The following is a 15,304-nucleotide window of genomic DNA, read 5'->3' on the forward strand; positions in this document are numbered from 1 at the left end:
CCCCCCGGGGGGGGGGGCCCCCCGGCCCCCCCCCCCCCCCCCCCCCCCCCCCCCCCGCCCCCCCCCCCCGGCGGGGGGCCCCGGCCGCCCCGGCCGCCCCGGCCGCCCCGGCCGCCCCGGCCGCCCCGGCCGCCCCGGCCATGGCCTACCGCCCCGACGCCTCGGTGACCGCGCGGGTCCGGACTGGCCATGAGTTGCCACGATCGGACGGTCACCGCACGCACACCCATACGGATGGCGCATCACGGACATCCGATGCCCAATCATTCGATTCTCACAACCTGACGCCAACGGCACGTGTGAGGATGGCGCTCGATCAGACGGCACCACGTTTCCCGTTCCGCTCCCGGTTCGCTCCCGGTTCGGTTCTCCGCCCCCACGGCCCCGAAGGGAACTCCGACCCGATGTCGGTCACCGAAACTGTGCAGAACGCACAGGACATTCCGTCCTTCCCGTTTCCGGACACGTTTCTTCCGCACACCTCCACCCGCATCGCCGAACTTGCCCGCCAGGGCCCCGCCACCCGCGTCCGTTTCGGCCCGTCCCAGCTGCCCATCTGGCTGATCGTGCGCACCGCGCCGGCCCGCGTGATGCTCGCCGACCCCCGGTTCTCCCGGACCAGAACCCTCGACTTCAACCCCCCGCTGACCGCCGGGCAGATTCCCGACCCCAATTCGCTGCTGTGGCTCGACCCGCCCGCGCACACCCGCATTCGTCGCCTGGTCAACGCCGGCTTCGCGCACCGCCGGATCGAACGGATGCGCCCGTTCGTCCGCGCCACCGCCCATGCGCGGATCGACGCTATGCTCGCCGCCGAAACCCCCGCTGACCTGCGACCACTGGCCTTCCACCTGCCCATCGAGGTCATCTGCCATCTGCTGGGCGTCCCCGACCTCGACCGGGAGAAGGTCCGCACGTGGAGCGAGTCCCTCTTCCGCTTCCACCTCGACCCGCAGGCCGCCGCCGCCGGGCTCGGCGCCCTCTACGGCTATCTGGGAAACCTCGTCCGTATCCGTCGCGAAGCCCGGTCCACCACCGTCTCCGCAGCCACCGACGGCCTACACAACGCTGTCAACAGCGCCGAGGCACAGGGCCTTCTTGACGTCATCCTGGACGCCTACGAAGAATCCCTCCGTGATGCGTCCACCTCGGCGGGGGAAACGTCGCCGGAGGCGGGCGACGTGCCGCTGACCGAGACCGAACTGCACTCGCTCACCATGACACTGCTGATCGGCGGCTTCGAGACGACGGCCGGCGTGATGAGCAACGTCCTCACCACACTGTTGGACGACCGATCCCAATGGGAATGGCTGGTGGCGAACCCGGACGGGATGCCCGACGCCGTCGAGGAACTGTTGCGCTACCACCCGCTGTCGATGACGTTCCCCCGTGTCGCCACCGAGGACGTCGACCTCGGCGACTTCGTCGTCCGCGCCGGCGAGGTCGTCGTCGTCCCGCTCGCGGCCATGAGTCGCGACCCCGCCGTCTTCCCCGATCCCGACCGCCTCGACCTCACCCGCACCCCCGTCCCCAACCTCACCTTCGGTCACGGCCCGCACCACTGCATCGGCGCCCACCTGGCCCGGGTGGAACTCACCGAACTGCTGACCGCCCTGATCGAGAAGGTCCCCGACCTGCGACTGGCCGTCCCCGCCGCAGACCTGCGCTACGAGGTCAAGGCCCCCATCGGACGTCCCGAGGCTCTCCCCGTCACCTGGTAGCCCCGTCACCTGACAGCCCCGCCTCCCGCAGCCCTGATCACCTCCCGGTCCAGTCGCACAGGGAGTAACCGGCAGGCCGCCCGGTACGTCCACGTCGCGCCGGGACCGGAGCTACACGGGTCGCCGTGGGGGGCAAATCGGACACGAACACCCCCACGACGACCCGTGTAGCCGTCACGTTCCCGCCCGCCAGCCCACCGCGCCGGGACCTTGCTCACCGAGCGTGGTCCATGGTCGTGGTTTCGACGTTCTTCGGTGGCGCACCCCGCACTCGGCCAGCCGCACAGGGGTGGCAGGCGGTGCGTGGGATGACTCAGGGGAGAGGGAAAGCCACCGCACAGCAGGCTCACAGCATCACCTCCCAGTGTGGTCATCGTGCGCTCCGTTCGGGAGCGCCGAGGCTGGGAGGGACACGGTGGCCACACGAGAGCAGGGGCTGCGGCAGACGGGTCCGATCACGGCGGGAACAGCCGCCCTCGCGACCGCGGGCATGATCGGATTCGGCGTGCTGGCGCACGAGCATTCCACCGTGGACACCGGTGCCAGCACCACGACCTCGGACACCACCAGCTCGAGCTCGGACACGAGTACGGACACGACGTCGAGCGGGTCCACCACGGACTCCAACGGGTTGTTGACCGGCTCCACCGGCGACAGCGGCAGCACCCACGCGACGACCGGGGGCTCCTGATCATGGATCGGACCCTGGCCGCCACAGTCCCGCCCGGCTCCCCCGCCCCGTCCCCGCCCTCACCTTCGGCCCCGGCCCCGGCCCCGGCCCCGGCCCCGGCCCCAGTCTCGCTCCCAGCCCCAGCCCCAGCCCCGTCTCCCGTTCCGGTTGTGGTCCCGGCTCCCGTTCCCGCCTCGGCCTCGCCTCCGATCGGGCCAGGGGGGACGGCATGCGCGTCCTGGTCCGTGTGGAGCACCACCGCACAGGTCGTGGTGACCGATCCGGGCCAGTTGGACGCGGCCAGGCGGATCGTGGCCAACGAGATCGCCGCCGTCGACCGGGCCGCCAGTCGGTTCCGCCCGGACGCGGAGATCATGCACCTCGACGCCGCCGGGGGCGCTCCCCAGCAGGTCAGCGAGCTGCTGGCCGAGCTGATCGGGGTGGCGCTGGACGCCGCGCGGCGCACCGGTGGGGATGTCATCCCGACCCTTGGTGGTGCCCTGGCCGATCTGGGCTACGACCGTGACCTGTCCCTGCTGGCCAGGAACGGACCGCCCGTCCTGACGGTGCGCCGACCGGCGCCGGGCTGGCGGCGGATCAGCCTGGCCGGTCGGACGTTGACCCTGCCGGTGGACGTCCAGCTCGATCTCGGGGCCACGGCGAAGGCGCACACAGCGGACCGGGCCGCGGCCCAGGTGGCCGCCCGGCTGGACACCGGGGTGCTGGTCAGTCTGGGTGGGGACATCGCCACCGCGGGCCAGGCGCCGGCGGGCGGCTGGCAGGTGCACGTCGCCGACCAGCCGGGTGAGCCGACCTGCGTGGTCGGTCTGGCCGCCGGCACGGCGGTCGCCACCTCGAGCACGCTGGGCCGGCGCTGGCAGCGCGGTGACCGACTGCTGCACCACATCCTCGATCCCCGCACCTGCCAGCCGGCTCCCACGGTGTGGCGGACGGTGACGGTCGCGGCCGGCACCTGCGTCGCGGCGAACACCGGTACCGCCCTCACCGCGGCTCCCACCCGTTCCGAGGGCACGTCGCGATGAGCGTCGACACCCTCTGGTATGTGGCACGCGGCTCCGGAGTGGTGACGTTGCTGCTGCTGAGCCTGAACGTCGCACTTGGCATCATGGCCCGTTCGGGCCAGGGTCTCGCGGGCCTGCCCGGCTTCGTGGTGGCCCAGGTACATCGCACCGCGGCGCTGCTGTCGGTGGTGTTCCTCGGCATCCACGTGCTCACCCTGCTGCTCGACCCGTACGCGCACCTGACCGTGCCCGATGTGGTCATCCCCTTCGGCGCGGGCCACCGCCCGCTGTGGACGGGCCTGGGCACGCTGGCGCTGGACCTGCTCGCGGCGATCATCGTGACCAGCCTGCTGCGCCACCGGATCGGCCGGCGCGTCTGGCAGGCGGTGCACTGGTCGGCCTACGCGGCCTGGCCGATCTCGATCGGTCACGCGCTTGGCGGCGGCACCGACAGTGGCACCGGCTGGCTGCGGGCGATGGTGGTCGTCTGCGTGCTCACCGTCGCTGGCGCACTCGCCTGGCGCCTGTCGACCGGCTTCGCCCGCCCGCCCCGGGCCCGCGGTGCCCAGCCCAACCCCGCCACGCCGGCTGGCCCGCCCGGACCAGCCACACCCCCCGGACCAGCCACACCCCCCGGACCAGCCACACAGCCTGCACCAGCTACGCCGCCCGGACCAGTCACGCAGTACGACCAGACCGCGGACGGCTACCAGGGCGCGCAGTACGACCAGGCCGTACCGGCCATGCCTGGGGAGTGGCCGCTGGTCGCATCCGGATTCTCGACGCGGTCGGTCACGGCCGAGGCCACCGTCCCCGGTTCGGCCTGTGCCGCCGGCTCCGCCCTCCCCCGATCGGACCCCCACCATGACCTTCGATGACCTCCAGATGATCAACGATGACGCCCATGCCGCCGCGTCCACCTCGATCGGCGCCGCACCCTCACCTGCCTTCTCCTCCCGTACACCGCTGGCCCGGCCCTCACCGCCGTCCCCCGCGGCAGCACCCACCGCCGATCCGACCCCGACGCCGATGCCGACGCCGACCCAGATGCCGATGCCGATGCCGGGCCAGGCTTCCGGTATGGCCCGGCCGGGGGATGGCGCGGGGATGGCTGGGGCGTCCGAGGGCCTGGGCGGGGTGGTCCTCAGCCGCGATGGCGAGCCGGTGGCGCTGACCGGGCCTGGACGTCCCACGCTCGCGGCCCGGCTGATGGGACTCGCGGCGACGGACCTGGCCGAGCACGATCGGCTCTACGGACCGGTGCCCTGGCGGGGACCCGGTGGGGCGCTGCTCCACGACCTGCGCGACGCCGGCCTGACCGGTCACGGCGGCGCGGCCTTCCCCACCTGGCGCAAACTGGCCACGGTGCTGGAGACCGCGCGGCGAGGCGCCCCGGTCGGATCGGGGCGGCGCACCGCCCGGGTGGTCGGGCCACCGATCGTGATCGCCAACGCGGCCGAGGGTGAACCCGAAAGCGCCAAGGACGCGACCCTGCTGGTCAGGGCGCCCCATCTCGTCCTGGACGGGCTGGTGCTGGCGGCAGAGGCGGTCGGCGCTGGCGAAGCCGTCGTCTATGTCAAACCTGGCCCGGGTGCGCAGGCCGTCCGGTGGGCGCTGTCGCAGCGTCAGGTGGCCGGACGGGACCGGTGCCCGACACGGGTGCACGAGGCGCCCGCGTCCTACCTGGCCGGGGAGGCGTCGGCGCTGGCCGCGGCGGTGGCCGGCGGTCCCGCGCGGCCGCACCCGCACTGGCTGCCGCTGGCCGAGGTCGGCATCGGCGGACGGCCCACCCTCGTCGACAATGTGGAGACACTCGCTCATCTCGCGACGATCGCCCGCTGGGGCGCCGGCTGGTTCCGTACCCTCGGCACCGTGGACGACCCGGGCACCGTCCTGGTCACCGTGACCGGGGCGGTGCGGGTACCGGGTGTCGTCGAGGTGCCGTACGGCACCACGCTCGGTGAGCTGGTCGAGCTGGCCGGTGGGGCCAGCGCTCCGGTCGGGGCGCTGCGCATCGGTGGCTACGGCGGCACCTGGCTGCCGGCCTCCGCGCGGGCCGGGACGGTCTTCTCCCGAGCGGGGCTGGCCGCCTGGGACGCGACGCCCGGGCCGGGCATCCTCACGGTGCTGCCCGCGCATGCCTGCGGTCTGGCGAAGACCGCCCGCATCGTCGCCGAGCTCGCCGCCCAGAGCGCGGGCCAGTGCGGCCCGTGCGTCACCGGCCTGCCGCGGCTGGCCGAGGCGACCGCCGCCATGGCCGCTCTGGGCTCCCCGGTCGGCCACACCGTCGTCAGCACCTACACCCATGATCCGCGCGAGGCCGACCCGTCCGTTCGGGTCAGCAGCCCACGCCCCGCCGACGCACCGCCCCGAGGGAACCCCGCGGCCGCCGCCAGCCGGGCGCTGGCCCTCGCCGCCCTGGTCGCCGGGCGTGGCGCCTGCCACCATCCCGACGGCGTCGCCCGCCTGGTCCGCAGCGCCCTGCGCACCTTCGCCGCCGACATCCGTGCCCACGCCGACGGCTACTGCCGCGGCAGCGCCCCCGCCTGACCGTCCACACCACAGCCACGGCCCGCGCGACAGCTCGTTGGTGGCCACCTCGGCTCATCCGCAAGGAGGATGTATGGCCCGCACGGCCCAGCAGTCCGGATCCCTCCGGCTGTGGATCGACTGGACGGCCTGCGACGGCCGCGGCTGGTGCACCGAGCTGCTCCCCGAACTGCTCGACCGCGATCCGGACGGCTACCCCATCGCGCTGCACTCGGCCACCGGCCAGACCCGCGAGCTCACCGTGCCCGCACCCCTGGCCGACCACGCTCGGCGCGCCGCCGACCTGTGCCCACGCCTCGCCCTGCACCTGCGTCCGGCCTCGCCCCAGAACCCCGGACGGAGCTGAACCGCCGCCCAGGCGCCAGCGTGGCACGGACCCGCACCGCCGACGGGGCCTGGGCCACAGCCTGGGCCGAGGCTGCGACCGGGTCACCGTGGTTTCGACGCGATCAGGAGGTGACAGTGGCTCAGGCCTGGGTACCGCACCATCACGACGCGATCACCACCGCACGACACCACACCACCACGCAGACAGGCACCACCCTGGCAGGCCCGCCCCAGGCAGACCCGACGCGTAGAAGGGACCCACCCCCATGACCAGGCCCTACACCGTGGACGACGCCAACGACACCCGCCACATCGCCGCTCCGAGCACCATGCCAGCGGCCAACCCGTACCGCGAGCAGCCCCGCGGCCCCCAGCCCGACACCGGCCAGCCCGACACCGGCCAGCCCGACACCGGCCAGCCCGACACCGGACGATCCGACTACGGCCAGCCCGACTCCGATCGGTATGACGCCGAGCAGACCCGAGTCGGCGACCCCTACGGCAACCCAGCCGCCGGCAGCCAGGCGTACAGCAGCCAGCCCTATGGCAGCCAGTACCCCGCCCCGTCGGGCTACCCGACGCACCAGAACGAGCCCGGCGGCTACCTGCCGTACCCGGACACCGGCCGTGACCAGATGGAGTACGGCCGTCCGTGGCAGCAGCAGCCGCAGCCCGGCGGCCCGGGCGCGGCGGGTGTGGAGCCTGCCGGCGCGCGGACGCTGTGGATTCTCGCCTTCGTGTTCTCGGCCGTGGCGCTGCTCGTGCCGTTCGTCGGCTTCGCCGCCATCGCCTGCGGCGCGGTGTCGTGGAACAAGGGCAGCCGCCGCGGCAAGCTCGCGACCTTCGTCGCCATCGGCGCGACCATCGTCGGCTGGGTCATCGGCGCCCTGCTCGTGCTGTCCTGACCGTCTCCGCACCGCCGGCCGACATCGTCGGTCACCATCGTCCGACGGCCGGCGCACCACACGCCGGTGCCGCATCACCCTCGCCCCTTCCGTGATGCGGCACCGGCCCATCGTGCGACGCCTCCCCCGACGTCACTTGATCATTCTCTCAGGTGTTCACTCAGCGGACCGTCGAGGCCGTTCGGGTGGCCAGGGGCCCGGGGGGATCTGGTGGGCCAGCGGGTCGTTCCAGAGCCGGTCGACGTCCTGGGGGCGCAGCGCGTAGCCGGTGAGACGTTCCAGGACGAGCAGGCCCTTGGGTACCGTCGCGTCGAACCGGGTGAGGTCGAGGCCGTGGAACAGCGGGGCGAGCGCGGGGCTTCCCGGCGCGCGTTCGAAGCTCTCCTCGGCCAGCAGCAGGTCGCCGCCGCGGGCCAGGCTCAGCCGGTTGTCGACGTTGACGTTCCAGAACACGCTGCCGGCATGCCCGCGCAGGGACAGGTCTGCGATCGTCGGGCCGTGCGAGCCGGCGAAGCTGTTCTCCTCCATCACCACCACGATGTCGGTGCCCGGCACGTCCATCGCGGCCAGCCAGCCGATGCGATCGTGGGCGTCCATCAGGGAGTGCAGCGATCGAGGGTGAACCGGGTCCGCGCCGAAGATGCGGACCACCTCGTCGCGGTCGGTACCGACGACGATGGTGATCGTCGCGGCCTCGCGGAGCACGCAGCCGCGGGACCGGATCCAGCGGTACTTCTCCTCGGGCGGTGGGGATGGTTCGGGCTGGCCGCGCAGCCGGTGCCCGAGCCGGTCGGTCTGGCGCAGCACCAGCGGCTGCGCCAGGGGAGCGGACCAGACGAGTAGTTCACAGGACTCGCTGTCGTGATCACGGCCGCTGGCGGCGACCCGCACCCGGTAGTCCCCCGGCCAGGGTGGGGTCCGTTCTCGCCACGCGTGCTGCTCGGCAATCGGTCCGGCGCCGACCACGGACGCGAACCCGACCTCGGCGTGCCAGCTGACCTCGACGATCTCGTCGTGCAGCGCCAACTGCCGGGTGGTCCGCTCGGCGTTCGGTGCCTCGGCGAGCACCTCCAGGCGCAGGTTGACCGAGCCGTCGGAGCGACCGGTGCGTACCAGCAGTCCGCCGGGCACCAGCGCGACCAGGCCGTTGTCCGCGAACCGGGCATCCGCTGCCATGGCACCAGCACCAGCACCGGCACCGGCACCGGCACCGGCACCGGCACCGAGCAGCGTCGCGTCCCCCTCGAGCAGGCCGAACACCTGACCGTGGACGTCGACCAACCCGGCGTGTGCTCGGGGCAGGGTGAACAGCCGCCGGCGGCGGGCGAACAACGCGGGCCCGTAGGCGGCGGGCATCGGAGCGTGGGCCAGGTGCACCGCGGCGCTGCCAAGCCCCAGACCGATGATCGTCGCCGCGTCGTACGGCGAGCCATCCGCCCGCCGCATGATCGCGGCCGCCGTGGCGATCCCCAGGGCCAGCGCACGTGCACCGTGGCGGGCCGCGATCTGCGCCTCTTCCACCAGCTCCGCCGCGGGTGCGAGGGCCGCCGCGGCCTCGGCGGGGTCGTCGGCAGGTGCGTTACCCGGCCATCCTGGTGGCCCGGTGACATACGCCGCCTCGGTCAACCCCGCGAGCCACGCGGCATCACCGCCCGCACCTACAGCCGAACCCGGGGCCAAACCCGCATCTGGGGCCGGGGTGAGCAGGCCTGCGATCGCCGGATGTTCGGTGAGGGCGGCGACGACATCCTCGACGAAGGCGCAGACATGCGGCTCATGCAGATGTAACCGGCGCTGGCCGCAGCCCGTTCACCGTGAGCTCGAGGGCGCCGAGGAGCCGGTCAGCTACCGACACTCCCACCGCCCGCAGGGCGCCGAGGACCGCGGAATCCTCAGACTGGGAGTAGCTCGGCCCGACCGTGGAGCCCGAGCCCGCCCTCCCACCACCGGGCCACGGGAGGCCCGGTGGTGGGAGGCTCGCACCCCGGGCACCCACCCAGCCGACCGGCCTGGGAGCGTACCCGTCGCCGAGCGCGGCCGCCGGATCGAGGCTTGCTCCGAGTCGACCGAGCGCCACCGCCACCGGGGCGGGGATGCGCTCGGCCAGCGTCGGCGCGACCTCGAGCACCCACCGCACGACCACCGCCATGGTCGCTGCGTCGATCTCACTCACGGCCAACCGCCTCCTCTGCGCGCAGGATCCGTGACCAACGGGTCGCACGCTAGAAGACGGGTCCGACAAAAATGCGCGGAAGGTCGCGAGACGACGCCTTGGCGCAGCCAACCGCCAGGTCAGCGGCCAGTGGCGGGGCCAACGGGTCAGCGGCGGGCCAGCGGGTCAGGGGCCAGCGGGTCAGGGGGTCAGGGGGTCAGCGGCGGGGGCAGGGGCGGGAGAGGGTGACACGGTCGAACTCGGTGCCGTGTTCGTCGATGCCGCGCACGGTCAGGGTGGACGCGCCGCCGGGATGGCCGGGAGTGGAGTCGACGGCGACGAAGGCGTAGTTGTCGAAGCGGGTACGCGACCAGCTGATCGACTCGGTCACCCTGGTGCCGTCGGGGGCCCACACGTAGCTGTTGGGCACGATGTTCGAGCCGGGGGCGGCGACCTTGCCGCGGTAGGACTCGAGCTCGCCGGTCTGGAACGCGTAACGGGGACGGCCCGCGGAGCCGGCGGTGATGTAGATCGTGCCGTCCCTGGCGGGTTCGATCGTCGAACCGTCAAGGGCCGCACGGGTCGGGGCGTTGCCGCGGATCGGGTCGGTGCGCTCGTAGAGGTGGTTGTGTCCCTGCAGGACGAGGTCGACCTGGTAGGCGTCGAACAGCTTCGTCCAGGCGGCGCGCACCCCGCCGTCGCTGGCGTGCTGCGACGTCGTCGAGTAGGCGCAGTGGTGGAAGAAGCAGACGATGAAGTCGATGTCGGGGTCGTTCCGGTAGCCCTTGAGGGTCCGCTCCACCCAGGAGGTCTGCGCGCCGCCGGAGTAGCCGGTGTTCGTCCTGATCTCAAACGAGACGTCGTTGGCGTCCAGCGAGAGCACGGCGACGTTGCCGTAGACGAAGGAGTAGACGCTCGGGCAGCCCTGGGGTCCGCCGCCGGGCAGGTCCAGGCGGGCGGCGTGGCCGCCGTAGCCGTGCGGGGAGTAGAGCGCCTCCATGTCGTGGTTGCCGGTGGCGAACATCCACGGGCTGCGCGCGGCCGACAGTTCGATGTCGGAGAGGTAGACGTCCCACACGGTGGGGTCGTAGTTGTCGAAGCCGGTCGGCGGCTGACCGGTGGTCGTCCGCTTCGGCGGCCTGCCCATGCCGGACGGGTCGGCGTAGCAGATGTCGCCGGCGAGCAGGTGGAAGGCGGGATCGACGCGGGCGATCGCCGCGGTGATCGCCGAGGCGTGGGCGACGGTGGGCTGGTTGTCGTCCTTGTAGTAGTTGTCGTCGAAGAGGGCCTTGGGGGCTCCGGGGGGCGTGTGGTTGGAACCGTGATCGCCCATCATGGTGAAACTGAACGGCCCACCCGCGCGGCCCTTGGCATGGCCGGTGCGGGTGGCCGTGATCGGCGTCGCCGCCCCGCCAGGGACCCGGAAGCGGTAGTAGTACTCGCGTCCGGGGGCGAGCCGGTCGAAGGCGGCGTGCACGTAGAACTGCTCGACGCTCAGAATCGAGCCGTCCACCTGCGGGACCTGTGACAACAGCGGACGGATCTCCGCCTCGACGGTGCCGCCGAGGGCGCGGGTCGGGCCGATGTCGACCAGGACGCGACCGCGGCCGGGGCTGCGGGTGAGCTGGCCGGCCAGGCGCAGCTGGCGGGCCGGGTCGGTGCCGAAGGCGGTGTGGCGGCCACCGACCAGCAGCGGCGCCTCGTCCGTCGCGGCGTAGGCGGCGCGGCCGAACGGGGTCGTGCCCAGGGTCGCCGCACCAGCCCCCGCGAGGCCGCCCAGCAGCAGACCGCGGCGGCTCACCGGCCGGCGGCGCAGGAAGTTCTGGAGCCAGTCATGCTGCTCGGCCATCGTCATGTCCTGCGCGAGACGCGCGGGAACTCCGGACGCCACAACTTCGTCTGAAGGGCTCACAGGCATGGGTTCGAACGTAGGACCATCGCCGGTCACCATCACCTACCGCGACGTGGCCGGGCGCCGAAGAGTGCGTAAACAACGAGGTGCCGCTTGCCCGCGCGCCACCTGTCGACCCGGTGGTCGCCTCGCGATGGCTCGGCGATGGCCAGGCGATGAGGATGCGCTGTGATGATGGTTCGGCGATGATTTCGCGCTGGTTCCATCAGACCGGAACGCGCCACCGGACAACGTCGGACAAGTTCGTACGGAAATCGGGAACAGACCGGATCATCGCCCGTCCAGGATGTTACTTTGATTACGAAATGATTTCATCCAGATTTCCTCGGAGGGTGTTTCCTCGGCGTGGCACGAAGTGTCCGTTCCACTGGATACGATGCCCGGGTGACATTGGAAGATTCGGGGGACGGCCAGCGGGACCGCGCATCGGTGCACCCGCCCGTATCGCGCGCAGAAAAGGTTTCGGTGCAGCTCGCCCGGGCGATCGTCCGCCAACTGGCGGAACTTCCCCGTGGTGCGAGCCTGCCCGGCGAAGCCGAGATGATCTCCAGTTACGGCGCGAGCCGCAGCTCGGTCCGGGAGGCCCTGCGCATTCTCGAGGTGCAGGGCCTCATCACCATCCGTCCTGGTCCAGGTGGCGGCCCGGTGCTTGTCGGCCCGCAGAGTTCGTCGCTCGGGCGCACCGCGACGTTGTTCTTCCATCTGCTCCAGACCCGCTATTCGCATCTGCTGCGCGCCCAGGTCGCACTCGAGCCGCTGCTGGCCCGCCTGGCCGCCACCAATCCCGACCGCGAGGAGCTACGGGTTCTGGAGCGGTACGCCACCCCGGAGCCGGTCGACGTCGAGACGTTCGCCTATCTGGACCGGGCGTGCGCCTTCCACGCGGCGGTCATCGCCGCGTCCGGCAACCCCGTGCTGGCCCTGATCTGCCAGTCGCTGCGCGACATCGCCGAGGACAGGCTGGCCACCCGCGTCGAGGGCGCGGTGTTCCGTGACCCGCGGGAACGGCAGGCCACCATCGACGAGCACCAGGCCATCGCCACGGCCGTGCTCGCCGGCGCCGCCGACACCGCCGAGGCCCGGATGGCCGCGCACATGGAGGCCTACTGCACCCGGGTGCTCGCCGGCCACGCCGAACTCGCCGAGGAGATCGTCGACTGGCACTGACCGTCCACACACCGCCCACTCACCCAGCACCGGACCCTTCCGTGAGGGTAGCTTTTTCCTTTTCCGCAAAGCTTTGCCCTGTTGACAGTGGATGAGCCGTGGATTTACTGTGACTGCCACCTGAACGGAGCCATCCGGAGCTGGCCCGCCGCATTCATCGCGGCCCGCCTTTCTGCTGGCACCGCGGATTTTCGCGCCGCGTTTCCCTGACACGGCGTTTCCCGGACGTTGTCGAGTATCGGGGGCACACATGCCGGTGGCGGATCTCGCGACGCGGGTCGTCGGGCAGGCGAAGGCGTCCTTACGACGCCACGAGCGGCTGCGCGGCGGAGTCGTCGCGGCAAAGGACGCCGCCTGGCAGGTGCGGGTGGCCCTGGGCACCGCCCGCCACGGGGCGGTGGTCGTCGAGGACGAATACGGCATCACCCTGCTCGTCCCCGCCGATCAGCGCGACCGGCTCCGTTCACTCATGCGCCGCCCCGGTGACCGTCCGGCGTTCCAGTTGATGGACCGGATGCTCGGCGAGGGTGATGTCGTCCTCGATGTCGGTGCGAATCTCGGCGTCTACAGCGTGCACGCGCAACGCCATGTCGGCGAATCCGGGCAGGTGTTCGCGTTCGAGGCCGTTCCCGCCACCGCCGACCGGCTCACCCAGACCCTCGCGCTCAACCGCGCCACCGACGTCCAGGTCGTGCGGGCCGCCGTCACCGAGACCGCCGGCAGCACCCTCATGCACGTCTTCGACGACCCGGCGTGTGGCTGGAACTCGCTCGGCAACCATCCGATGTACGGCTACGACGGCGTCGTCGTCCGTCCCAGCGCCACCGTCGAGGTACCCGCGATCACGCTGGACGACTTCGCCGCCGAGCATCACCTCGATCGGGTCGCCCTGTGCAAGGTCGACGTCGAGGGTTTCGAACGCCACGTCTTCTCCGGCGCCCGCGGCCTGCTCGCCGAACACCGCATCGACGTCCTGTGCTTCGAGATCAGTGAGGATGCCCTGGTCGGTGAGGGCGGCACCCCCGCCGAGGTGTTCGACGCCCTCGACACCCACGGCTACCTGACCTACCGCCACGAGGAGTCCGACGACACCCTCGTCGGCCCGATCGACCCCACCGCCGAGCAGCGCCGCCTCGCCACCGAGCCCGCCCGCCCCTACGTGGCCAACTACTTCTCCACCGCCACCCCCACCCTCCTGCTGCCCCCCACCGCCCTGGTCTGACGACCGGCGACGACCGGCTCGGCACCACTGGCGGTCCGGCGCACGCCGAGGGCAGGCCGGAGACCGACGTCAGAGTGCGGGCTCCGTGCCACAGTGCGGGCTCCGTGCCACAGCGCACCGCGGCCTCGGCCGCCCGCCGCACAGACCCGCCGGCGAGGCGGGGTTCACCACGGTGGATCGGCGACTCGATGGCCCGTCGGGCCGGCGGATTCGGGCGCGGGCGCAGGTCGCGATGCGTGGGGCGTCCGCCGTCGGATGCCCCGGTGGGGCCGCGGTGCGATGATTAGCCTGGTAAAGGCCCGGTGGCCGAACGGTTCGATCCCACACGGACGGATCGGGACGCGACGGACCGGGCTGGGCGGCGATGTGGTGGAGGGGTACGACATCAGCGGGACGCGGGCGTTGCCAGAGTGGGCCGAACCGAACGTCGAGCAGGTGGAGCCGGGGGTCCATCGAATCCCGTTGCCGTTGCCGAACGACGGGTTGCGGGCGGTCAACGTGTACGCGATCGAGCAGCCGGACGGGCTGGTGCTCATCGACGCGGGCTGGTCGGTGCCCGAGTCGGAGCAGCGCCTCGAAGCGGCCCTGGGCAAGCTCGGCGCGGGCCTCGGGGACATCCAGCGGTTCCTGGTCACCCACATCCACCGTGATCACTACACCCAGGCGGTGGTGCTGCGGCGACGGTTCGGGATGCGGGTGGCGCTCGGCCTCGGCGAGCAGCCGGCGCTCGACCGTTTCATGAACCGGCCGCGGGCGGAGAGCCGGGAGATCCAGCACCGCCAGCTGATCCGCCTCGGCGCGGCCGAGCTCGCCACCGAGCTCATGCGGTTCTTCCTCGAACAACTGGTCAGGGACGACAGCACCGACGACTGGGCGGTGCCCGACGAGTGGCTGGACGCCCCGGTGGACGTCCAGCTGGACGGCATCACCCTGCGGGCGGTGCCGACGCCGGGGCACACCCGGGGGCATGTGGTGTTCCACAACGAGGCGTCCCGGCTGTTGTTCGCCGGTGACCATGTGCTGCCGACGATCACCCCGTCGATCGGGTTGACCGCCGATCCGGGGCCGCTGCCGCTCGGCGCGTTCCTGGATTCGCTGCGTCTGGTCCGCTCGATGCCGGACGCCCGGCTGCTACCCGCCCACGGCCCGGTCACCGACAGCGCGCATGCCCGGATCGACCAGCTGCTCGCCCATCACGCGACCCGTCTCGACGTCGCCGAGGACGCCGTCCGGGTCGGCGCCGACACGGCGTTCGCGGTCGCGCGGGCGATGACGTGGACCCGCCGCGAACACGCCTTCGACGACCTCGACATGTTCAACCGGATGCTGGCGGTCACCGAGACCGCCGCCCACCTCGACCTGCTCGTCGCCCAGGGCCGCCTGCGCGCCGGCGAGGTCGACGACGTCCTGTACTACGCCCTGCCTTGACTTCCTCTCCGCCCTGAAGGGAGGAGATTCCCGTCTGCTACACCCCGGTAGGGGTGGGCTTCGGATGGGTTCCCGTTTCGCCGCGCGGTGCCGGCACGGGTGCCGGTCTTACCTGCGCTCTACGGGCAGGCACCGCCAGTCCGGCGGCCTTCGCGACGTTGATCGCCGCGTTCACGTCCCTGTCGTGCGTCGACCCGCAGGCCTGGCAGGTCCATTCCCGGACCGCGA

General features: G+C 72.2%; 14 protein-coding genes. 10 read left to right on the forward strand and 4 right to left on the reverse strand.

Annotated elements, in window-relative coordinates:
• The first annotated feature begins 404 nt into the window (after positions 1–404).
• From MXD61_RS07425 to MXD61_RS07455, 7 genes are all read left to right on the forward strand, one after another.
• Positions 405–1,721 carry a cytochrome P450 gene (locus MXD61_RS07425; protein ID WP_248812093.1) on the forward strand — a complete coding sequence of 439 codons (1,317 nt, stop codon included), beginning with the start codon at positions 405–407 and terminating at the stop codon, positions 1,719–1,721.
• A gap of 415 nt (positions 1,722–2,136) precedes the next feature.
• Positions 2,137–2,412, forward strand: coding sequence for a hypothetical protein (locus MXD61_RS07430; RefSeq protein ID WP_248812094.1), 276 nt, complete (start codon positions 2,137–2,139; stop codon positions 2,410–2,412).
• Between the two features lie 248 nt (positions 2,413–2,660).
• Positions 2,661–3,434 carry an FAD:protein FMN transferase gene (locus tag MXD61_RS07435; protein WP_248812106.1) on the forward strand — a complete coding sequence of 258 codons (774 nt, stop codon included), beginning with the start codon at positions 2,661–2,663 and terminating at the stop codon, positions 3,432–3,434.
• Complete coding sequence (locus MXD61_RS07440; protein ID WP_248812095.1) at positions 3,431–4,291, forward strand: ferric reductase-like transmembrane domain-containing protein; 861 nt, start codon at positions 3,431–3,433, stop codon at positions 4,289–4,291. The genes MXD61_RS07435 and MXD61_RS07440 overlap by 4 nt, the downstream gene beginning before the upstream one ends.
• Positions 4,278–5,963, forward strand: coding sequence for an SLBB domain-containing protein (locus MXD61_RS07445; RefSeq protein WP_248812096.1), 1,686 nt, complete (start codon positions 4,278–4,280; stop codon positions 5,961–5,963). The genes MXD61_RS07440 and MXD61_RS07445 overlap by 14 nt, the downstream gene beginning before the upstream one ends.
• Positions 5,964–6,036: 73 nt before the next feature.
• Positions 6,037–6,309 (forward strand): ferredoxin, encoded by a 273-nt coding sequence (locus tag MXD61_RS07450; protein WP_248812097.1) that lies wholly within the window; start codon positions 6,037–6,039, stop codon positions 6,307–6,309.
• Positions 6,310–6,556: 247 nt separating this feature from the next.
• Entirely contained in the window at positions 6,557–7,195 is a 639-nt protein-coding gene (locus MXD61_RS07455) for a hypothetical protein (RefSeq protein WP_248812098.1), read from the forward strand.
• A gap of 156 nt (positions 7,196–7,351) precedes the next feature.
• On the opposite strand, the gene MXD61_RS07460 is transcribed toward MXD61_RS07455, so the two are convergent.
• From MXD61_RS07460 to MXD61_RS07470, 3 genes are all read right to left on the reverse strand, one after another.
• Entirely contained in the window at positions 7,352–8,821 is a 1,470-nt protein-coding gene (locus MXD61_RS07460; RefSeq protein ID WP_248812099.1) for a DUF6461 domain-containing protein, read from the reverse strand.
• A gap of 148 nt (positions 8,822–8,969) precedes the next feature.
• Positions 8,970–9,368, reverse strand: coding sequence for a hypothetical protein (locus MXD61_RS07465; protein WP_248812100.1), 399 nt, complete (start codon positions 9,366–9,368; stop codon positions 8,970–8,972).
• A gap of 196 nt (positions 9,369–9,564) precedes the next feature.
• The gene (locus MXD61_RS07470; RefSeq protein ID WP_374628571.1) at positions 9,565–11,265 is read right to left on the reverse strand and encodes a metallophosphoesterase; all 1,701 of its coding nucleotides are present in this window, start codon (positions 11,263–11,265) and stop codon (positions 9,565–9,567) included.
• A gap of 459 nt (positions 11,266–11,724) precedes the next feature.
• On the opposite strand from MXD61_RS07470, the gene MXD61_RS07475 reads away from it, so the two are divergent.
• The 3 genes from MXD61_RS07475 (at position 11,725) to MXD61_RS07485 (ending at position 15,076) form a co-directional block, all read left to right on the forward strand.
• Complete coding sequence (locus MXD61_RS07475; RefSeq protein ID WP_248812102.1) at positions 11,725–12,426, forward strand: FadR/GntR family transcriptional regulator; 702 nt, start codon at positions 11,725–11,727, stop codon at positions 12,424–12,426.
• Between the two features lie 250 nt (positions 12,427–12,676).
• Positions 12,677–13,648: an FkbM family methyltransferase gene (locus MXD61_RS07480; protein ID WP_248812103.1), complete on the forward strand. Its 972-nt coding sequence runs from the start codon at positions 12,677–12,679 to the stop codon at positions 13,646–13,648.
• Between the two features lie 279 nt (positions 13,649–13,927).
• On the forward strand, positions 13,928–15,076 hold the full coding sequence (locus MXD61_RS07485) for an MBL fold metallo-hydrolase (RefSeq protein WP_248812104.1): 1,149 nt from the start codon (positions 13,928–13,930) through the stop codon (positions 15,074–15,076).
• A 37-nt stretch (positions 15,077–15,113) separates the two neighbouring features.
• Here the strand turns inward: MXD61_RS07485 and MXD61_RS07490 are convergent.
• Positions 15,114–15,304 (reverse strand): transposase (locus MXD61_RS07490; protein WP_248812105.1); only part of this gene is annotated, 191 nt, incomplete at its 5' end.

This window comes from Frankia sp. AgPm24, from assembly GCF_023243055.1.
In the GTDB taxonomy this organism is placed as follows: domain Bacteria; phylum Actinomycetota; class Actinomycetes; order Frankiales; family Frankiaceae; genus Frankia; species Frankia umida.

Excerpts from the sequence above, each read along its gene's own strand:
- MXD61_RS07425 (WP_248812093.1), top strand. The coding sequence starts at position 405 with ATGTCGGTCACCGAAACTGTGCAGAACGCACAGGACATTCCGTCCTTC.
- MXD61_RS07440 (WP_248812095.1), top strand. The coding sequence starts at position 3,431 with ATGAGCGTCGACACCCTCTGGTATGTGGCACGCGGCTCCGGAGTGGTG.
- MXD61_RS07445 (WP_248812096.1), top strand. The coding sequence starts at position 4,278 with ATGACCTTCGATGACCTCCAGATGATCAACGATGACGCCCATGCCGCC.
- MXD61_RS07450 (WP_248812097.1), top strand. The coding sequence starts at position 6,037 with ATGGCCCGCACGGCCCAGCAGTCCGGATCCCTCCGGCTGTGGATCGAC.
- MXD61_RS07455 (WP_248812098.1), top strand. The coding sequence starts at position 6,557 with ATGACCAGGCCCTACACCGTGGACGACGCCAACGACACCCGCCACATC.
- MXD61_RS07470 (WP_374628571.1), bottom strand. The coding sequence starts at position 11,265 with ATGCCTGTGAGCCCTTCAGACGAAGTTGTGGCGTCCGGAGTTCCCGCG.
- MXD61_RS07480 (WP_248812103.1), top strand. The coding sequence starts at position 12,677 with ATGCCGGTGGCGGATCTCGCGACGCGGGTCGTCGGGCAGGCGAAGGCG.
- MXD61_RS07485 (WP_248812104.1), top strand. The coding sequence starts at position 13,928 with ATGATTAGCCTGGTAAAGGCCCGGTGGCCGAACGGTTCGATCCCACAC.